Genomic DNA, 18649 nt, shown 5'->3' on the forward strand with positions numbered 1-18649 from the left:
TGATGGCTAAAAAATCCGTTTATATTCGCCTGGTCGGACATCCGGTTCGGTGCGTTGCCCCGCGCAACCACGAGGGGCGCGACGGCAACGCGACGCAACCATCAGCCGAGAGCGGCCTTGACCGTCGCCACCACGTGCTCGACGGTGAAACCGAAATGCTTGAACAGCACACCTGCCGGGGCCGATTCGCCGAACGTGTCGATGCCGACCACGCCGCCTTCCAGACCCACGTACTTGCGCCAGAAATCCGACACGCCCGCTTCGATCGCGACGCGGCGCACGCCGTGCGGCAGCACGCGTTCGCGGTACTCGGCGTCCTGCTTGTCGAACACGGTCGTCGACGGAATCGACACGACGCGTGCGGCGATGCCTTCGCGCGCGAGCGGCTCGACGGCGTTCATCGCCAGTTCGACTTCCGAGCCCGTCGCGATCAGGATGATCTTACGCGCGACGATCTCTTCGTCCCAGTCGCGCAGCACGTAGCCGCCCTTCTCGATGTTGGCGATCTGCGCGTCGGTGCGCTCGTTGAACTGCAGGTTCTGACGGCTGAAGATCAGGCACGACGGACCTTCATGTTCGATCGCATGGGTCCAGGCCACCGCGGTTTCGACTGTATCGGCCGGACGCCATGTTTGCAGATTCGGGATCAGGCGCAGGCTCGCGACGTGTTCGATCGACTGGTGGGTCGGGCCGTCTTCGCCGAGACCGATCGAGTCGTGCGTGAACACGAAGATCGACTGCGACTTCATCAGCGCGGCGACGCGCAGCGCGTTGCGGCTGTAGTCCGAGAACGTCAGGAACGTGCCGCCGAATGCCTTGTAGCCGCCATGCAGCGCGACGCCGTTGATCGCGGCGCTCATGCCGAATTCGCGCACGCCGTAGTTCACGTAGTTGCCGGCGGCACGGCCTTCGGCGTTCACGCGCACCGGCTTCGCGGCCTTCCAGTTGGTCAGGTTCGAGCCGGTCAGGTCGGCGGAACCGCCGAGCAGTTCGGGCAGCACGGCCGACAGGCCTTCGATGGCCTGCTGCGACGCCTTACGCGTCGCGACGGTCTCGGCGCGTTCGTTCGCGCCGGCGATGATCGCCTTTGCCTTGTCCTTCCAGTCGGCCGGCAGCTGCTTCGCGCTGCGGCGCTTGAACTCGGCCGCTTCCTGCGGATACTTGGCCGCGTAGGCGGCGAACGCCTTGTCCCATTCGGATTCGAGGCGCCCGCCCGCATCCTTCGCATCCCATGCCGCGTAGACTTCCTGCGGAATCACGAACGGCTCCCACTTCCAGCCGATCGCTTCCCGTGTTGCCGCAATTTCCTTGTCGCCGAGCGGCGCGCCGTGCGAGTCGTGCGAGCCCGCCTTGGTCGGCGCGCCTTCACCGATCACGGTCTTGCAGCAGATCAGCGTCGGCTTGTCCGACTGCTTCGCCTGCTTGATCGCCGCGTCGACCGCGTCGACGTCATGGCCGACCACGTTCGGGATCACGTTCCAGCCGTACGCTTCGAAGCGCTTCGGCGTGTCGTCGTGGAACCAGTGCACCACTTCGCCGTCGATCGAGATGCCGTTGTCGTCGTAGAACGCGATCAGCTTGTTCAGCTTCAGCACGCCTGCGAGCGAGCACGCTTCGTGCGAGATGCCTTCCATCAGGCAGCCGTCGCCGACGAACACGTAAGTGTGGTGGTCGACGATCTTCGCGTCGGGCTTGTTGAATTCGGTGGCGAGCAGCGACTCGGCGAGCGCCATGCCGACCGCATTCGCGAGACCCTGGCCGAGCGGACCGGTGGTCGTCTCGACGCCCGGCGTGATGCCGTATTCCGGGTGACCCGGCGTCTTCGAATGGAGCTGGCGGAAGTTCTTCAGCTCTTCCATCGGCAGGTCGTAGCCGGTCAGATGCAGCAGCGAGTACAGCAGCATCGAGCCGTGACCGTTCGACAGCACGAAGCGGTCGCGATCGGCCCATTGCGGGTTCTTCGGGTTATGGCGCAGATGACGCGACCACAGGGCAACGCCGATTTCGGCCATGCCCATCGGCATGCCGGGGTGGCCGGAGTTCGCCTTTTGAACGGCGTCCATGGACAACGCGCGGATCGCGTTGGCCATCAGGGAAGTGGGTGCGGGAGACGGGGTCGTCATGTCGAGTCCGGAGACAGAGTCAGAAAGCGGGGCGCGCTTGAGGCCCGGAAGCTCGGCGGCCAGTTCGCTACGGCGCACGATGCGGCGCCAGGAGACGCGAAACGGGCAGAGCAAGCGGACAAGGCTGAAAGCGTCACATTCTAGCAGAAGGTTAACCCCTAGCCGGCCGGAAAGCCGCCCGGCCGCGCGGTTCAACGCACTCCGCCCGGCGGCGGCATTCACGATTCGAGCAGCTGATTTGCCCACGCTGCCGATCGAGCCCGTCCGCCGTGAACGCCCCGCTATTGTTCCAGCCTTGTGCCGACGTCGTCTACGGATTTCCTCATGCACGCCTCGATCGGCTCGATGCGCGGATGCCTATCGAGCTCCGCGACGACCCGCCCGATTCGCACGCTCGCCGAACGTCTCGCCGCGCGCGGCATCGATTCGCTGCGTCATGACGAACCGGCCCTGCACGCGGGGCTATTCTCGGCAGCGCGAACGGCGCGCGATAAACTGAGTCCGACGACGAAACCATCCATTTGAAGCGTGGGTACCTGGAGCGAACCGGTTCGAGCGAAGCCGGCATGCCGCGCCCGAGCGAAACCCGCAACAGTCGCCACGCTGCCCCACGAGATCCGGAGAACTCCATGACCGCCCCCCGCCCCGCCGGTGTGCCCTGGCTGACCCCCTATCTGACGGTGCGCGACGCGCGCGCGTCGACGGCGTTTTTTTCGGCGGCGTTCGGCTTCGACGTGCGCGACAGCGTGCAGGACGACGGCGTCGTCATGCACGTCGAGATGACTTACCAAGGCCAGTTGATCGTGATGTTCGCACCCGAAGGCGCGTTCGGCTCGACCGCGAAGACGCCGAAAAGCGCGGGCACCATCGCGCCGCAATCGTTCTATGTCTATGTCGAGGACGTCGATGCCGTGTATGCTCGCGCGCTCGCGGCTGGCGCGAAGTCGCTGAGCGAGCCGCAGGACCAGTTCTGGGGCGACCGCTTCGCGCAGGTCGAAGATATCGACGGCTATCGCTGGGCGCTCGCCCGCCACCTTTCCTGAATCCAGGAGTCTTTCGTCGATGCCCCGTTTTTTTGTTGACGCGCTGCTTTACCCCGACGACGTGATCGCATTGCCCGACGAGGTCGTCCGCCACGTGGCCGTGCTGCGTCTGCAGCCTGGCGATTCGCTCGTGCTGTTCAACGGTCAGGGCGGCGAATACGGCGCCGAACTCGTCGAGGTCGAGCGCCGTTCGGCTCGCGTGAAAATTGGCGAATTTCGCGCGGTCGAGGTCGAGCCGCCGTATCGGCTGACGCTCGCCCAAGGCATCGCCGGCGGCGACAAGATGGACTGGCTGATCGAGAAGGCGGTCGAACTCGGCGCCTCTGGCTTCGTGCCGCTCGCGACCGCACGCAGCGTCGTGCGGCTGACCGGCGAGCGCGCGCAACGGCGGCAGCAGCACTGGCAAGGTGTGGTGCGGGCGTCGTGCGAACAGTGCGGGCGTAATCGGCTGCCGGACGTCATGCCGGTGTGTGAGATTGGCGCCTGGCTCGATACCCTGTCGCGCGAACCGGCACCCGACGAGTTGCGCCTGCTGCTGTCGCCACGCGCGAGCATCGGCTTCACGGCGCTGCCGGACGCGCCACCGCCTGGCGGCGTGACGCTGCTGATCGGCCCCGAAGGCGGCCTTTCCGCCGACGAGGAGGCCGCCGCCGTTGAACAGGGCTTTGCCGCGGTGGGCTTGGGACCGCGTGTGCTGCGCACCGAGACCGCAGGGATCGCGGTGCTTGCTGCGCTTGCGGCGCGCTGGGGCGGTTGGTAAGCGGGAGCTAGCTTGCGCCAAACACCGCCAAAAAAGCAAAGGCCCGCCAATTAGCGGGCCTTTATAGTCTGTAGCGCGACGTTCGCCGTCAGAGCCAATCAAGTACGCCTGAACAGGTGAGCATCCTACGAGCCTCAGGCGAACGAGTAAAACACCCGGAACGCGACCTTGCGCTCGGCCCAGAATTCGGCCGCTTCACGGAACACGTCGAGCAGCGTCTCGCGCCCTTCCTTGTCGAATTTCTGCGCGATCGGCAGGTGTTCGAGCACGATCACGAAGCCGGGCTGAGCGCCGGCCTTGTGCACGAGGTCGGTCAGGCAGTCGTAGAGCGCGTCGTAGTTCTTGCCGAAATGCTTGGGAAACAGGAACGACGTCGCGATCGTCTCGAGCACTTCCTGCTTCGACGCGGCGTTCGCGCAGTATGCATACAGAAAGTGCTGGCCAAGGTGGTTGGCCTCGTCGGCGAGATCCTGCACGCGGAACGCGCGGATCGACTGCACGATGTTCGGCCGCACCGTCCTGAAAAGGCTCATGGGCTCTTCGTTCGATGAAACCACCGTGCCAGCCTCGCTTTGGTTGTCGCGACCCTGCTCGTCGGCGCGCATCTTCATGACGCGTTGGAACAAATTGCCGTCGCCGGCCGCGAAAAGATCCGTCGCGACTCCGGAATCGTGCGCGTAGATGTTGTCGCTCATGCCGTTCATCCCAATGTCATTCAACAATACGGTTAAAACTGGTGTAATGGTCGTCCGAGTAATAACAATTGTCGGTTCGCTGTAGCGGACCTCCGCAGACGATGCGGCGCGCCCCGCGATTACGCGCGTGAGGCGTGGGGACGGTGTATTCGTGGTAATAGCCGCGCCGATGAGCGGGCAGCACCCGTTCGTAGTTGCCGAATACGATGCCATCCTTCTGATACGGGTAAGGCCCGCCGGTAGCAATGAGGTTCAACGTATCGACCGCTTCGCGCGGCAATTGCGCCAGCGCGATGGTGCCTACCTGCGCTTCCGCCGCAGCTGGCGCCGAGTTGTCTCGCGCCAGCGCCTCGGGCGCCGAGCTTGACAACGCGCAGAGCGCGGCAGCACCGATCAGCACGCGTTTCATGCGCAACCAGTTGCGTGCCATGTATCAGGTTTCCCCGCTGTCAGACCACGAGTTTGACGACCATGAAAGTCGTAAGGGTATCGCTAATAGCCTTTGGAATCAACGTTCGACGGCCGGACGACACCCCGCCTCACGGCGCGGAAAGCCGGCCAATCGGGGCTTTGACGACTTTTGACAGAATGTTTAGCTCGATCAGGCTAAACTGAGCTCAACCGTGATCGAGCGCAGCGCAAGCGATGCAAGCGAGCGGTGGCCGAGGCACTCGCTCGCGGTTGTCAAAGCCTGGAACCACTCAGCCGAAAGGCTGTGTCATTGCCATTTTTCGGGGTGGCGATCCCCAGCTTGCCCCGAGGGCGTGCCCATTGCGGGCACGCCTTTTTTTTTCAGGGCGCGCCGGTTGGAGAACCGGCGCCGGGCCTGTCGCGGCCCGGTCACGATGCTTGCTTAGCGGGTTGCGCTGACGTCCGCAACCAGCAGCGCCGCCATGTTGACGATCCGGCGTACGGTCGCCGACGGCGTCAGCACGTGCACCGGCTTGGCCGCGCCGAGCAGAATCGGGCCAATCGCGATGTTGTTGCCGGCCGCCGTCTTCAGCAGGTTGTACGCGATATTGGCCGCATCGATGTTCGGCAACACCAGCAGGTTCGCGTCGCCTTCGAGCGTCGAATCGGGCAGCACTTCGCGGCGCAGGTTGGAGTCGAGCGCGACATCGCCGTGCATTTCGCCGTCAATTTGCAGCTCCGGCGCGCGTTCACGCAGGATCTCGAGCGTATCGCGCATCTTCTGTGCGCTCGGCGCGTTGCTCGAACCGAAGTTCGAATGCGACACCAGCGCGACTTTCGGCTCGATACCGAAACGACGCACTTCCTCGGCCGCCATGATCGTGATCTCGGCCAGCTCCTCCGGCGTCGGATCGACATTCACGTGCGTATCGACGAGGAAAATCTGCCGATTCGGCAACACCAGCCCATTCATCGCCGCATACACCTTCGCGCCCGGCTTCTTGCCAATCACCTGGTCGATGAAATGGATATGGCGGTGCGTCGTGCTGACCGTGCCGCAGATCATGCCGTCCGCCTCGCCCTTCCTGACCATCATCGAGCCGATCAGCGTGGTGCGGCGGCGCATCTCGAGCTTGGCCATCTGCGTGGTGATGCCCTTGCGCGACATCATCTTCGCGTATTCCTGCCAGAACTCACGGTAACGTTCGTCGTGATCGGTGTTGACGACCGTGTAATCCTGCCCCGCGACGAGCCGCAGGCCATACCGCGCGATCCGCTGTTCGATCACGGCCGGCCGGCCGATCAGGATCGGCTTGGCGAGCTTTTCGTCGACGACGATCTGGATCGCGCGAAGTACACGTTCCTCTTCGCCTTCCGCGAACACGATGCGCTTCTTCTCCGGCTCGACGCTGCGGGCGAGCTGGAAGATCGGCTTCATGGTCGTGCCGCTGTGGTAGACGAATTGCTGCAGATGCTGCGCGTACGCGTCCATATCCTCGATCGGACGCTCGGCGACGCCGCAATCCATCGCGGCCTTCGCCACCGCGGGCGCGACCTTCACGATCAGACGCGGATCGAACGGCTTCGGAATCAGATACTCCGGTCCGAACGACAGATCCTGGATGCCGTACGCGGTCGCGACGATGTCGCTCTGCTCCTGGCGCGCCAGTTCGGCGATCGCGTTGACGGCGGCGATTTCCATTTCGCGCGTGACCGTCGTCGCGCCGGCGTCCAGCGCGCCGCGGAACAGGAACGGGAACACCAGCACGTTGTTGACCTGGTTCGGGTAGTCGGTGCGGCCCGTGCACAGCACCGCGTCCGGACGCACTTCGAGCGCGAGTTCCGGCAGGATTTCCGGCGTCGGGTTCGCGAGCGCGAGGATCAGCGGCTTGGCGGCCATCTTCTTGACCATGTCCTGCTTGAGCACGCCGCCAGCCGACAGGCCGAGAAACACGTCCGCGCCGTCGATCACCTCGGCGAGCGAGCGCGCGCTGGTTTCACGCGCGAAACGCTCCTTGTCCGGGTCCATCAGTTCGGTACGGCCCTTGTAGACGACGCCCGCGAGGTCGGTCACGGTGATGTTTTCGAGCGGCAGGCCGAGGTCGACCAGCAGGTCCAGACAGGCGAGCGCCGCCGCGCCCGCGCCCGAGGAAACCAGCTTGACTTCCTTGATGTCCTTGCCAACGACCTTCAGACCGTTGGTGACTGCCGCCGCGACGACGATCGCGGTGCCGTGCTGGTCGTCATGGAAGACCGGAATCTTCATGCGCTTGCGGCATTCGCGTTCGACGATGAAGCAGTCCGGCGCCTTGATGTCTTCGAGGTTGATGCCGCCGAAGGTCGGTTCGAGCGCGGCGATCACGTCGACCAGCTTGTGCGGATCGGTCTCGTTGATCTCGATATCGAACACGTCGATGCCGGCGAACTTCTTGAACAGGACGGCCTTGCCTTCCATGACCGGCTTGGACGCGAGCGGGCCGATGTTGCCCAGACCCAGTACCGCCGTACCGTTCGTGACGACGCCGACGAGGTTGCTGCGCGCGGTGAAGCGCGCGGCGTTCAGCGGGCTCTCGACGATTTCCTCGCACGCAAATGCGACGCCAGGCGAATACGCCAGCGCGAGGTCGCGCTGGTTGATCATCTGCTTGGTCGGGGCGATCGCGATTTTGCCGGGAGTCGGAAACTCGTGGTAATCGAGGGCTGCTTCGCGGAGTTTGGTATTGACGGGATTCGACATAAGGCGGGCTTCGGAGGGCAGATTAGAATAGACGTTCGACGGCATTGTAGCCCCAATTGCCTACGCAATTCCTTCAATACGGGTACAACTGCCGCGACTGAAACAGCGTGAAAGCGCGTTGCCCGTCGCATGGGTGGTCCGGTGCTTGCGAAGGGGCATTACGCTCAAACCTGGTCACCTACGCTATTTCTACGATCCTTCTCCGCTCATCGTACGCCATCATGCTTTCCGAGTTTTCGCTGATCGACCGCTTCTTCGCCCGCCGCGCCGCCCACGCGCGGCCCTCTACTACCGAAGGCGGCACACTCGGCATCGGCGACGACTGCGCGTTGCTGGCACCGCCTGCGGGCGAAATGCTCGCGATATCGACGGACATGCTGGTCGAAGGCCGTCACTTCTTCGCAGATATCGATCCCGAAGCGCTCGGTCACAAGGCGCTCGCGGTCAACCTGTCGGACCTCGCCGCGATGGGCGCGCAGCCGCAGGCGTTCACGCTCGCCTTCTCGCTGCCGCAAGCCGACGAAGCCTGGCTATCGGGGTTCAGCGAAGGCCTGTTCGCGCTGGCCGAGCGCTACGGTTGCGAGCTGATCGGCGGCGATACGACGGGCGGACCGCTCAATCTGTGCATCACGGTGTTCGGCAGCGTGCCGCCGCAAACGGCATTGCGCCGCGATGCCGCGCAACCCGGCGACGACATCTGGATTTCCGGCACGCTCGGCGACGCGCGCGCCGGCCTCGGCGTGCAGCGCGGCGAATGGGCCGCCGATCGGAACGACGCCGCGGCGTTCCGCCAGGCACTCGAACGCCCCGAGCCGCGCATCGCGCTCGGCCTCGCGCTGCGCGGCGTCGCACACGCGGCGCTAGACCTGTCGGACGGACTCGCCGGCGATCTGCTGCATATCCTCGAGCGCTCGTCGGTAAGTGCGAGCGTCGACGTCGACGCGGTGCCGCGCTCGGCCGCGCTGCGCCGCCTGCCGCCCGAGGTCCAGCAGCGCTGCACGCTCGCCGGCGGCGACGATTACGAGCTGTGCTTCACCGCGCCCGGCGCCGCGCGCGCCGCGGTCGAGGCCGCCGCGCACAAGGCCGCTGTGCCGGTCACTCGCATCGGTACAATAAGCGCACTGGAGGCGGCCACCGACCGCCCGGCCATCGCGTGGCGCAACGCCACCGGCGCGCCGCTCACTCTGACCTTGCAAGGTTTCGATCACTTTCATGCAGAATGACCCCCCGCTCGGCCCCGCCGACGACCTCCTCGGCAGCGAGCCGCCGCAAGTACCAGGACCGCGCGCGCCGAAGCCCGCTCAGCCACGCCGCGCGACCGCGCGCTTCATGCTGTCGCACCCAGTCCACATCCTGTCGCTCGGCTTCGGCAGCGGGCTGTCGCCCATCGCGCCGGGCACGATCGGCACGCTGTTCGGTTGGGCGTCCTTCGCGGCACTGAGCCGCTATCTGACCGTTATCGAATGGGGCGTGCTGATCGGCGTCGGCTTTCTCGCCGGCATCGCGCTGTGCGGCTTTACGGCGAAGCGGCTTGGCGTCGAGGATCCGTCGGCGGTCGTGTGGGACGAAATCGTCGCGTTCTGGCTCGTGCTGCTGATGGTCACGCCCGCCACGCTCGCCGCTCAGATGTGGGCGTTCGTGATCTTCCGCTTCTTCGACATGGTGAAGCCGCCGCCGATCGGCTACTTCGACCGCCGGCTGAAAGGCGGCTTTGGCATCATGTTCGATGACCTGATCGCCGCGTTCTTCACGTTGCTCGTGATTGCGCTGTGGCGGATGTCGGTTTGAGCGCTGCCCGACCGCGATCTGAGCACCGTTCGACTCTTTTGGTCGCCACCCGGCCCCTGCCGTTCGCCGCGCCTCACGGCCGGCTTCGTTTTCCGGATTGACTGACGCCATGCCTACCGATTCCGTCGTTCACCAGCTTGCGATCCGCGTGAGCAACCGTCTGCGCGACGAGCGCCTGATGCTCGTGACCGCCGAGTCCTGCACGGGCGGCATGGTCGCGACCGCGATCACCGACATCTCCGGCAGCAGTGGCTGGTTCGAACGCGGCTTCGTCACGTATTCGAACCAGGCGAAGAGTGAAATGATCGGCGTGCCGCCCGACCTGATCGAAAAGCACGGCGCGGTCAGCGAACCGGTCGCGCGAGCGATGGCCGAAGGCGCGCTGCGCAACAGCCGCGCGCAAGTGTCGCTGTCGATAACCGGCGTCGCGGGGCCCGGTGGCGGCACCGAAACCAAGCCGGTCGGCATGGTGTCGTTCGGCTGGACCAACCGGCTGCATACGTCGGTGGAAACGAAGATTTTCAAGGGCGATCGCGAGCAGATCCGCGTGCAGGCGGCAGCGCACGCGCTGCGCGGTCTGCTGGCGCTACTCGACGAACGCGAGCATTGAGCGGCGCCTGACTATTACTGGAGAGGCGGACAATGCCGGATTCGCGCGCGATCGCTGATGACCTGATCCGTCGCTTCGACCTGAAGCCACATCCTGAAGGCGGCTTTTTCGCGGAGACTTATCGCTCGGCCGCGCGCGTGCTGCGCGCCGGCGAAGCGAGCGAGACTGAGAACACCCGTGCGGCGTCGACCGCGATCTATTACATGCTGTGCGATCGCGCGCATTCGGCGTGGCATCGGATCCGATCCGACGAGGTCTGGCATTTCTACGCCGGCGAGCCGCTGCTGGTTCACGTGCTCGATGAAAGCGATGCCGGCGGTGCACTCGTCACGCACCGGCTCGGCAATCCGCTCACGCATCCCGACACGGTGTATCAGGCCGTCGTGCCGGCCGGCATGTGGTTCGCGGCTGAGTGCGCCGATCCGGCGTCGTTCGCGCTGGTCGGCTGCACGGTCGCGCCGGGTTTCGAATTCAGCGAGTTCGAACTCGCGGAGGTCGATGCGCTGAAGGCGCGGCATCCGCGCCATGCGGAGTTGATCGAGCGGCTCGGACCGGCGCGCTGACGCGCCGCACGGCCCGGCGCGGGACCGCCCGCCGAATCAACGAAACGCGTTGATCCGGTCGCGGGTGTCCTTCGCGGCCTGCGCGGCCGCTTGCGCGAAGTCGTCGCCCTTGCCCGCGTAGATGATCGCGCGCGAAGAGTTGATCAGCATGCCGGTGCCGTTCGCGGTGCGTCCGGCGCTCACGGTGGCCTGCACGTCGCCGCCTTGCGCGCCGATGCCCGGAATCAACAGCGGCATGTCGCCGACGATCCCGCGCACCACTTCGATTTCCTTCGGAAACGTCGCGCCGACCACGAGCCCCAGCTGGCCGCTCGCATTCCACTTCTGCGCGGCCAGTTGAGCGACGACCTGGTACAGCGGCCGGCCGCCCGTCTCGAGAAACTGCAAGTCCGAGCCGCCCGCGTTCGACGTGCGGCACAACACGATCACGCCCTTGCCCGCGTGCTCGAGATACGGTTCGATCGAATCGAAACCCATGTACGGATTGACCGTCACCGCGTCCGCCTGGTAGCGCTCGAACGCCTCGCGCGCGTACTGCTCGGCGGTGCTGCCAATATCGCCGCGCTTGGCGTCGAGAATCACCGGCAGGCCCGGATGGTTCGCATGAATGTGGGCGATCAGCCGCTCGAGCTGGTCTTCCGCGCGATGCGCGGCGAAGTAGGCGATCTGCGGCTTGAACGACGACGCGTACGGCGCGGTTGCATCGACGATCGTGCGGCAGAACTCGAAGATCGCATCGGCGCGGCCCGCGAGCGCGCCCGGAAATTTGCTGGGCTCGGGATCGAGCCCAACGCACAGCAGCGAGTTCGTGCGCTGCCAGGCGTCGTTGAGTGTCTGGATGAAGTTGGACATGGTGAGTCTCGCGGCGAGCCTGTATTCGGGGGAGGCGCGTATTTTACCCGTCCCACGATCGCCATCCGTCGATGGCGGTCAGCGCGCGGCCCGCACCTCATTGGCGGTAGCAGCGCCAGCCGCCCTGCCGGCGGCCCGGCGGCTACGCCGACAACTACTGCCTGCGCCGCGCGCCACGCCCGCCCGGCATCGAGCGCAGCCCAGTCCGCTCGACGGTGAAGCGGAAAGTGCGCGTCAGCCGCTCGCCGCGCTTGAGCAGCGTCATGCCGTTTTCGCTCGCGCCGCCGGCCAGGTTCATCGCATTGATCGGATGATCGACCGGCTCGAAGCAGAAGAAGTCTTCGCCGGGCGGCGTGTACAGCACGTAGTAGTCGGTATCGGCGGCGATGTTCAGCGACAGCCGGCGCTTCGGCCACACCACCGCCGCCTGGCCGCTCCAGCCGGTGAACGCGTGATTGACGATCGTCTCCGGCAGCGGATACGCGACGCCGAACTGCCACGCGGGCGGCGCCGGCACGTGGCGCACCGGCAGCCAGTCGTCCCCCGACAGCCACAGGCCGCCAGCCGCCGCCGACAGCTCGGTGTCCGCGTCGCGCACAAAGAATGGATGCACGCCGAGCCCGAACGGCAGCGTCTCACGGCCGGCGTTTTCGATTTCGAGCGCGATGACGAGCGTCGGGCCGTCGAGCGTGTAGGTTTGCGTCGCGCGGAACGCGTACGGCTTGCCTTCGCTGCGGTCGAGCGCGAGGCGCACGTGCTCGCGGCCCGCGTCGAGCACCTGCCATTGCGCGAGCCAGCCGTCGCCGTGAATCGGCAGGGGTTCCTCGGCGCGGTTGCGCGGCACCTCGACGCGCCGCCCGCCCACGCTGAAATGACCGCCGCCGATGCGGTTCGAGTACGGCAACAGCGGATAGCAGGCAAGCTGGTTCGGTTCCGTATCGACGCCGACTTGACTGCAGCGCCGGAAGATCGGCGTCAGTGCGCCGTCGTCGCGCCAGTCAAAGCGGGTCACGCCGCCGCCGAGCGTCGGTGCGACATCGAGACGCAATTGCGAGTTGGCGAGCGTAATGCACGCGACATCGCCGGCACTGCCTTCGCCGAGCGCCACCGCCGACGTGCTCGGGCCCGCCAGCACGGGATTGGCCGCCGCGGCAAGTCGCGAGCGTCGCGTTTGAGAGGTTGGGGATGAGGCTGAAACGAGATTCGCAACAGTCATATCTGGCTCCATCGAGAGGCGTGGGGACGTTGCCGTCAGGGTTGACGGGAGTTGCGGGCGATTTTTTATGACCAATTCGCCTCGAGTCCGAACTGCATGCTGCCGATTCGTTGCCGGCCGGTCGCGGGCGTATCGCTCGCGGACCGAAACTGCCACATCGACTTGTGCTTCACCTTCAGGATCGCGGCCCCGGCGCGCGGCCGGGGCTGCGTCATTCTGCGCTAGATAGGCGCGCCCTGGAACAGCGGTTCCGCAACACCTCGCCGTGAAAGCGTCGCGACGAACAGGTCGCCCGCGAGCGTATCGGCCGCGCGCGCCGTTGCATCGAGTTCGGCGTAGGCGCTCGTGATGTACAGCGTGTCGAGCGCCGTCTCGCCCCGGGCGCTGCCCGGGGCCTCGCCGAGCGCGGCACCGCCGATCGCGACGCAACTCGGCTGCGTGGTCGGCACGTCGATGCGCTCGGTTTCCACACCGTCGGGACCGTAGCGCACCACGCGCGCGCCGCCCCACTGCGCGTTCCACAGGCCGCCGTCGCTGTCGACGGTCGAGCCGTCGGGGATGCCGTTCGCATCGGTTAGACGCGTGAACAGGCGATCGTTCGCGATGCTGCCATCGGCGCGATAGTCGCACGCGCGGATTTCACGCGTCGGCGAATCGCAGTAGTACATCGTCGCGCCGTCGGGACTGAATGCGATGCTGTTCGAAATTGCCGGCGCTGGCAACGGTAAGCGTTCGAGCGATAGATCGTGATTCAACCGATAGAAGCCGGCGACCGTCTGCCGTTGCCCGCTTTCGTCCTTCGTGCCGAACACGAAGCGCCCTTGCCGATCGCAGCGGCCATCGTTCACGCGCGTGTTCATGCCGGGTTCGACTTCGACGATCGGCTGCGTAGTGCCGGTCTGCAGATCGAAAAACGCCAGATGCGAAGCGAGCCCGAGCAGCACGTAGCGCGGGTTTTCGCACAGCGCGAAGGTGGCGAGCCGCTCGGGCATGTCGAACGAATCGCTGCGGCCGTCGGCCGGATCGTAGCGCCACAGCCGCGCGCCTTCGATGTCGGTCCAGTAGAAACGGCCACTGCGGGCGCACCAGGTCGCGCCTTCGCCGAGTTCGCACTGCGCGTCGAGCAGCAGCGTGGCCCGTTGCACGCGCGGGCTGCGGCTCACGCCCAGCCCCCGTCGACGACGATGTCCTGCGCGGTGATCATGCGGCTGTCGTCGGCGGCGAGGAATAGCGCCATGCGCGCGAGGTCGGCCGGCATCAGCTCGGCGTCGATGCACTGGCCTTCCTTGATCTGCCGGCGGCCGTTGTCGTCGAGCCACAGGCGCAGCTGCTTCTCGGTCATCACCCAGCCCGGCACGAGCGTGTTGACGCGGATATTGAAGTGGCCGAGGTCGCGCGCGAGCCCGCGCGTGAGCCCCTGCACCGCCGACTTCGACATCACGTACACCGGATAGCCGCCGTTCTTCAGCATCCAGCTGATCGAGCCGAGATTGATGATCGAGCCGCTACGCGCGGCCTTCATGTCTTCCATCACGGCCTGCGCCGCGAAGAACTGGTGGCGGATGTTCACGGCGATGCCGGCGTCGAACGACTCGCGCGTCACGTCGGCGATCTGATGGCGCTTGTCGTTCGCCGCATTGTTGATCAGCACCTGGATCGGACCCAGCGCCGCCTTCACGTCGGCGATCGCTTTTTGCAGCGCGTCGACATCGGTCAGATCGCACGGGAGAAAGAGCGGCTTGTGCTTCGAATCGCCGAGCTGGTCGGCGAGGGCTTCGCCGGCGCTCGCGTCGATATCGAAGAACGCGACGCGCGCGCCCTGCGCCGCGAAGTGCTCGACGAACGATGCGCCGATGCCGGTCGCGCCGCCCGTGATCAGCACCGTACGGTCGACGAGGCTCGGATAGCGCGCGTACGCGGTGTCAGAGAGGCTGGCGTTTGCATTGGCCGGAGACGACATCGTTCGATTCCTTAATGAGCTTGGGATGAGGTGAAAGCGGCTCAGTCGCGCGAGCCGCGGTTCTTCAACTGGTCGAGCAACACGGCCGCGAGCAGGATCGCGCCGCGCACCAGGTACTGGTAGAACGCGTCGATGTTCAAGAGGTTCATCACGTTCTCGACCGTGCCCATGATCAGCACGCCGATCACGACGCCCGAGATCGTCGCGCGGCCGCCCAGCAGCGACACGCCGCCGAGCACGCACGCGGAGATCACGTTCAGCTCGAAGCCTTCGGCGGCGTTCGGCTGACCCGACGTGATACGCGACGCGAGAATCACGCCGGCGAGCGCGGTGACGGCGCCCTGGATCAGGAAGATGTAGACGCGAGTGCGCTCCACATTGATACCGGCGAGGCGCGACGCTTCCGGATTACCGCCGATTGCGAGCGTATTGCGGCCGTACACGGTCTGGTTCAGCATCACGCCGAACACGATGAAGCAGATCAGGGTGACCCAGATCGGCAGCGACACGCCGAAGAACGTCAGGCCGCCGAGCGCGATGAAAGTATCCGACGATACGCCGACCGCCTGACCATGCGACACGATGAAACCGAGGCCGCGGACGATTTCCATCGTCGCGAGCGTCGTGATCAGCGCATTGATGCGCAGATAAGCGATCACCGCGCCGTTGACGAAGCCGATCACCGCGCCCGCCGCGACCGCCGCGATGATCGCGATGACCGTGCTGTCGGTCGCGTTGAGCACCATCGCGCACAGCACGCCGGCGAACGCGACGGTCGAGCCGACCGACAGGTCGAAGTCGCGCGACGCGAGACAGAACATCATCGTGCACGCGACCATGCCGATCTGCGAGATCGACAGCGCGAGGCCGAGCATGTTCTCGATCGAGAAGAAATGATCGACGGTCAGCGACATCGTGACGAACATCACGATGAAGATCACGATCAGGCTGTACTCGGTGATCTGCTGCCACCACTTGGCCTTGTCGGTAGGCTGCGGAATCAGCGCGTCGGCCGCGCTCTTGGCGGCCTGCTGCGCGAGATTTTCTCTGGCTTGCATGTTCAATACTCCTCCCCGTCCCCACGGGTTGCGGACTCTCGTCCGGATAAGGTTCAGGCCGCGCGCGAGCCGCTCTGGTTGGCTGCGTTCGCGTTCGTGTTCGACTCACCAGGTAGCGCGGTCGAGCTCTGCGGCAATGCGAGGCTCAGCACCGACTGCTCGGTCGCGTCCTTGCGCGCGAGTTCGCCGGAAATGCGGCCCTGGCGCATCACGACGATCCGGTCGGATACGCCGAGCACTTCCGGCAATTCCGACGAAATCATCACGATCGCGCAGCCGCGCTCGGCGAGCTGATAGATCACGTTATAGATCTCGTGCTTCGCGCCGACGTCGATGCCGCGCGTCGGTTCGTCGAGAATCACGACTTTCAGATCAGGCTCGGCGAGCCAGCGCGACAGAATCGCCTTCTGCTGATTACCGCCCGACAGGAAGCGGATCTTCTGCCGGCGATGCGGCGTCTTGATCTTCAGCAGCTTGATGAAACGGTCCGCCGTCTGCGCCTCTTTTTTGCGATCGAGAAACACGCCCGCACGCAGATAGTGACGGCGGCAGCTGATGTTGATGTTCTCCGCGACGCTCGCCATCGCGACGATGCCCTCTTCCTTGCGATCCTCGGGGCACAGCACGATGCCGTGTTTGATCGCCTCGCCCGCGCTGCGCACCTTGATCGGCTTGCCGTCGAGCACGAGCTCGCCGCCCTTGCGATGCTCGGCGCCATACACCAGATGCATCAGCTCGCTGCGGCCCGCGCCGACCAGACCGAAGAAGCCGACGATCTCGCCGCGCCGCACCTCGAAGCTCGCCGGCTGCGCGAGCGGATGGCCTTCGATCGCCTTCGCCGCGAAGCGCACTTCGCCGAGCGGCCGCGCCGCATAGCTATAGATGTCCGAAATTTCGCGCCCGACCATCTCGCTGACGATCGTGTCGCGCGACACGCCTTCGAGCGTCGGATGCGACGCGACCTTGCGGCCGTCGCGGAAGATCGTGCACGCGTCGCACAGCTCGTAGATCTCGTCCATCCGATGCGAGATGTAGATCATCGCGCGATTGTCGGCACGCAGATCGCGCACCAGCTTGAACAGCACCTCGGTCTCGCGATGCGACAGCGAGCTGGTCGGCTCGTCGAGCGCGATCACACGCGCGTTGCGCATCAGCGCCTTGCAGATTTCGACCATCTGCCGCTGCGCGATCGACAGCTTGCGCAGTTTCGCGTTCGGATCGAGCGCGACGCCCATCGCCTCGAGCCGCTCGCGCACGAAGCGCTTCGCCTCGCGCTTGTTGACCCAGCCGAGAGAATTGGGCAGTTGGCCGAGCAGCAGGTTCTCCGCGACCGTGAGGTCGGGCACGTACTGCAGTTCCTGGTGAATCACCGCGATGCCGGCACCGATCGACGCGGCCGCGCTCGGAAAGCGCACCTCGTTGCCGTCGATCATCATGCGGCCCGAATCGGGCTGATACTCGCCGCCGAGAATTTTCAGCAGCGTCGATTTTCCCGCGCCGTTTTCGCCCATCAGGCCGTGCACCTGGCCGACGTTGACGTCGAAGGACACACCGTCGAGCGCACGCACGCCTGGAAAAACCTTGCCGATATTGTCAAAACGTAGCGTCGCTGACACTTCGCCTCCTCATCCCTCATGTAGACCGTACGCGCGCCGCCCTCCGCAACAGGCAGAGAGAGCGGCGCGCCGGCGGTGTACTTCATGTCACCGCAAGACCCGCGATTACTTCGACGCGAGGCCCATCTTCTCGCGCACTTCGCCGACGTTGTCGCGCGTCGCCAGCATGCCGGTCGTCAGCGTCAGCAGCGGCGGCTCCTTGCCCTGGGTGATCCACGAGTACATCAGTTCCGAGGTTTCCTCGCCGTGGCGCTTCGGGCTGATGATCACGGTGCCGAAGAAGCCCGTCGGCTGCGGCTTCTTGAACTCGTTCAGCGCGGAGTCCGAGCCGCCGATGCCGATACCGATCATGTTGTCGGCCTTGAAGCCACGGCCTTCCGCCGCGCGCACCGCGCCGAGCACGCCTTCGTCGTTCAGCGCGTAAGCGACCCAGTGCTTGAACTGCGGGTTCTTCGTCAGCGCGATGTTGGCGGCGTTGAAAGCGTTTTCGGTGTCGGTCTTCGCTTGCGGCGCGGTGATCACGTTCGCTTTCGGGAAGCCCGCGGCGACGAGGGCGTCGGTCGCGCCGGTGGTGCGGTCATGCGCGGTCGGCAGCTGCTCATAGGTCACGTCGATCGCGCCGACGTCCTTCATGTCCCAGCCGCGCTTCTTGATTTCAGCCGCGATGCCGTCGCCGACCTGCTTGCCGATGTTATACGCCGAGATGCCCATATGCGGCACCGCTTCGATCGGCTTGCCCGCGCCGTCGACGAGGCGGTCGTCGACCGTCATCATCTTCAGGCCGTCGGCCTTCGCCTTCGCGACGATACCTGGCCCGAGCTTGACGTCGGGCGTGCAGATCACGAAGCCCTGCGCCTTCTGCGCGGCGAGGTTATCGATTGCGCTCATCACCTTCTCGCCCGACGGCGCGCCGATTTTCACGAGCGTGAAGCCCTTGTCCTTGGCGGCGATCTCGGCGAACTTCCATTCGTCCTGGAACCACGGCTCTTCCGGCTGCTTCACGACGAAGCCGATCTTGACCGTATCGGCTGCCTGTGCGACCGGCGCATTGAAGAGCACACCCGTCGCCGCCGCTGCCAGCGTGAGGAAAATTCTACGTTTCATGATGCGTGTCTCCTGACTAATTGATAACGAGAAGGTAATCGGCCGCGTCTTCTTATACCGGTCCTGACACACGCGGCCAGCGCGTCGTCCGGTGTTCTGTGCGTCTCTTCGCG

18 protein-coding genes are annotated in these 18649 nt (G+C 65.4%); 7 read left to right on the plus strand and 11 right to left on the minus strand.

Annotation, left to right across the window (positions count from 1 at the left end; all coding sequences use genetic code 11):
- Nucleotides 1-101 precede the first annotated feature (101 nt).
- Nucleotides 102-2123, minus strand: coding sequence for a transketolase (gene tkt / locus AB3X96_RS29085; RefSeq protein WP_368592423.1), 2022 nt, complete (start codon nt 2121-2123; stop codon nt 102-104).
- A gap of 324 nt (nt 2124-2447) precedes the next feature.
- Between tkt and AB3X96_RS29090 the strand changes: the two genes are divergently transcribed.
- The 3 genes from AB3X96_RS29090 (at nt 2448) to AB3X96_RS29100 (ending at nt 3926) form a co-directional block, all read left to right on the plus strand.
- A complete protein-coding gene (locus AB3X96_RS29090; RefSeq protein ID WP_368592424.1) occupies nt 2448-2648 on the plus strand; it encodes a hypothetical protein in 201 nt (66 codons plus the stop codon).
- A 104-nt stretch (nt 2649-2752) separates the two neighbouring features.
- A complete protein-coding gene (locus AB3X96_RS29095; RefSeq protein ID WP_008923880.1) occupies nt 2753-3166 on the plus strand; it encodes a glyoxalase/bleomycin resistance/extradiol dioxygenase family protein in 414 nt (137 codons plus the stop codon).
- A gap of 19 nt (nt 3167-3185) precedes the next feature.
- The gene (locus AB3X96_RS29100; protein WP_368592425.1) at nt 3186-3926 is read left to right on the plus strand and encodes a 16S rRNA (uracil(1498)-N(3))-methyltransferase; all 741 of its coding nucleotides are present in this window, start codon (nt 3186-3188) and stop codon (nt 3924-3926) included.
- Nucleotides 3927-4060: 134 nt separating this feature from the next.
- Here AB3X96_RS29100 and AB3X96_RS29105 read toward each other — a convergent pair whose 3' ends face one another.
- The 3 genes from AB3X96_RS29105 to AB3X96_RS29115 all read right to left on the minus strand — a co-directional run bounded on the left by AB3X96_RS29105 (nt 4061) and on the right by AB3X96_RS29115 (nt 7814).
- On the minus strand, nt 4061-4621 hold the full coding sequence (locus tag AB3X96_RS29105) for a barstar family protein (protein WP_013090542.1): 561 nt from the start codon (nt 4619-4621) through the stop codon (nt 4061-4063).
- A gap of 16 nt (nt 4622-4637) precedes the next feature.
- Nucleotides 4638-5051, minus strand: a complete 414-nt coding sequence (locus tag AB3X96_RS29110; RefSeq protein WP_368592426.1) for a ribonuclease — start codon at nt 5049-5051, stop codon at nt 4638-4640.
- Between the two features lie 423 nt (nt 5052-5474).
- Nucleotides 5475-7814: an NADP-dependent malic enzyme gene (locus tag AB3X96_RS29115; RefSeq protein ID WP_368592427.1), complete on the minus strand. Its 2340-nt coding sequence runs from the start codon at nt 7812-7814 to the stop codon at nt 5475-5477.
- Between the two features lie 176 nt (nt 7815-7990).
- On the opposite strand from AB3X96_RS29115, the gene thiL reads away from it, so the two are divergent.
- The 4 genes from thiL to AB3X96_RS29135 all read left to right on the plus strand — a co-directional run bounded on the left by thiL (nt 7991) and on the right by AB3X96_RS29135 (nt 10730).
- Nucleotides 7991-8992 (plus strand): thiamine-phosphate kinase, encoded by a 1002-nt coding sequence (gene thiL, locus AB3X96_RS29120; protein WP_368592428.1) that lies wholly within the window; start codon nt 7991-7993, stop codon nt 8990-8992.
- Nucleotides 8982-9557, plus strand: a complete 576-nt coding sequence (locus tag AB3X96_RS29125; RefSeq protein WP_368592429.1) for a phosphatidylglycerophosphatase A — start codon at nt 8982-8984, stop codon at nt 9555-9557. The genes thiL and AB3X96_RS29125 overlap by 11 nt, the downstream gene beginning before the upstream one ends.
- A gap of 109 nt (nt 9558-9666) precedes the next feature.
- On the plus strand, nt 9667-10167 hold the full coding sequence (locus AB3X96_RS29130; RefSeq protein ID WP_368592430.1) for a CinA family protein: 501 nt from the start codon (nt 9667-9669) through the stop codon (nt 10165-10167).
- Nucleotides 10168-10199: 32 nt separating this feature from the next.
- Entirely contained in the window at nt 10200-10730 is a 531-nt protein-coding gene (locus AB3X96_RS29135; protein ID WP_368592431.1) for a cupin domain-containing protein, read from the plus strand.
- A 36-nt stretch (nt 10731-10766) separates the two neighbouring features.
- On the opposite strand, the gene pyrF is transcribed toward AB3X96_RS29135, so the two are convergent.
- The 7 genes from pyrF to AB3X96_RS29170 all read right to left on the minus strand — a co-directional run bounded on the left by pyrF (nt 10767) and on the right by AB3X96_RS29170 (nt 18536).
- Nucleotides 10767-11582: an orotidine-5'-phosphate decarboxylase gene (pyrF, locus tag AB3X96_RS29140; RefSeq protein WP_368592432.1), complete on the minus strand. Its 816-nt coding sequence runs from the start codon at nt 11580-11582 to the stop codon at nt 10767-10769.
- A gap of 154 nt (nt 11583-11736) precedes the next feature.
- The gene (locus tag AB3X96_RS29145) at nt 11737-12798 is read right to left on the minus strand and encodes an aldose 1-epimerase (RefSeq protein ID WP_176121857.1); all 1062 of its coding nucleotides are present in this window, start codon (nt 12796-12798) and stop codon (nt 11737-11739) included.
- 221 nt (nt 12799-13019) lie between these two features.
- On the minus strand, nt 13020-13961 hold the full coding sequence (locus AB3X96_RS29150; RefSeq protein ID WP_368592433.1) for an SMP-30/gluconolactonase/LRE family protein: 942 nt from the start codon (nt 13959-13961) through the stop codon (nt 13020-13022).
- Nucleotides 13958-14758 (minus strand): SDR family NAD(P)-dependent oxidoreductase, encoded by an 801-nt coding sequence (locus AB3X96_RS29155; protein WP_176380919.1) that lies wholly within the window; start codon nt 14756-14758, stop codon nt 13958-13960. The genes AB3X96_RS29150 and AB3X96_RS29155 overlap by 4 nt, the downstream gene beginning before the upstream one ends.
- A gap of 41 nt (nt 14759-14799) precedes the next feature.
- The gene (gene araH / locus AB3X96_RS29160; RefSeq protein ID WP_176105037.1) at nt 14800-15816 is read right to left on the minus strand and encodes an L-arabinose ABC transporter permease AraH; all 1017 of its coding nucleotides are present in this window, start codon (nt 15814-15816) and stop codon (nt 14800-14802) included.
- 53 nt (nt 15817-15869) lie between these two features.
- The gene (gene araG / locus AB3X96_RS29165; protein ID WP_368592434.1) at nt 15870-17432 is read right to left on the minus strand and encodes an L-arabinose ABC transporter ATP-binding protein AraG; all 1563 of its coding nucleotides are present in this window, start codon (nt 17430-17432) and stop codon (nt 15870-15872) included.
- 105 nt (nt 17433-17537) lie between these two features.
- Complete coding sequence (locus AB3X96_RS29170; protein WP_368592435.1) at nt 17538-18536, minus strand: arabinose ABC transporter substrate-binding protein; 999 nt, start codon at nt 18534-18536, stop codon at nt 17538-17540.
- Nucleotides 18537-18649: the final 113 nt, after the last annotated feature.

This window comes from Paraburkholderia sp. BR13439, assembly GCF_040948805.1.
In the GTDB taxonomy this organism is placed as follows: Bacteria; Pseudomonadota; Gammaproteobacteria; order Burkholderiales; family Burkholderiaceae; genus Paraburkholderia; species Paraburkholderia youngii.

Coding starts and splice junctions, on each gene's coding strand:
- tkt (WP_368592423.1), bottom strand. CDS start 2,123: ATGACGACCCCGTCTCCCGCACCCACTTCCCTGATGGCCAACGCGATC.
- AB3X96_RS29090 (WP_368592424.1), top strand. CDS start 2,448: ATGCACGCCTCGATCGGCTCGATGCGCGGATGCCTATCGAGCTCCGCG.
- AB3X96_RS29095 (WP_008923880.1), top strand. CDS start 2,753: ATGACCGCCCCCCGCCCCGCCGGTGTGCCCTGGCTGACCCCCTATCTG.
- AB3X96_RS29100 (WP_368592425.1), top strand. CDS start 3,186: ATGCCCCGTTTTTTTGTTGACGCGCTGCTTTACCCCGACGACGTGATC.
- AB3X96_RS29105 (WP_013090542.1), bottom strand. CDS start 4,621: ATGAGCGACAACATCTACGCGCACGATTCCGGAGTCGCGACGGATCTT.
- AB3X96_RS29110 (WP_368592426.1), bottom strand. CDS start 5,051: ATGGCACGCAACTGGTTGCGCATGAAACGCGTGCTGATCGGTGCTGCC.
- AB3X96_RS29115 (WP_368592427.1), bottom strand. CDS start 7,814: ATGCCGTCGAACGTCTATTCTAATCTGCCCTCCGAAGCCCGCCTTATG.
- thiL (WP_368592428.1), top strand. CDS start 7,991: ATGCTTTCCGAGTTTTCGCTGATCGACCGCTTCTTCGCCCGCCGCGCC.
- AB3X96_RS29125 (WP_368592429.1), top strand. CDS start 8,982: ATGCAGAATGACCCCCCGCTCGGCCCCGCCGACGACCTCCTCGGCAGC.
- AB3X96_RS29130 (WP_368592430.1), top strand. CDS start 9,667: ATGCCTACCGATTCCGTCGTTCACCAGCTTGCGATCCGCGTGAGCAAC.
- AB3X96_RS29135 (WP_368592431.1), top strand. CDS start 10,200: ATGCCGGATTCGCGCGCGATCGCTGATGACCTGATCCGTCGCTTCGAC.
- pyrF (WP_368592432.1), bottom strand. CDS start 11,582: ATGTCCAACTTCATCCAGACACTCAACGACGCCTGGCAGCGCACGAAC.
- AB3X96_RS29145 (WP_176121857.1), bottom strand. CDS start 12,798: ATGACTGTTGCGAATCTCGTTTCAGCCTCATCCCCAACCTCTCAAACG.
- AB3X96_RS29155 (WP_176380919.1), bottom strand. CDS start 14,758: ATGTCGTCTCCGGCCAATGCAAACGCCAGCCTCTCTGACACCGCGTAC.
- araH (WP_176105037.1), bottom strand. CDS start 15,816: ATGCAAGCCAGAGAAAATCTCGCGCAGCAGGCCGCCAAGAGCGCGGCC.
- AB3X96_RS29170 (WP_368592435.1), bottom strand. CDS start 18,536: ATGAAACGTAGAATTTTCCTCACGCTGGCAGCGGCGGCGACGGGTGTG.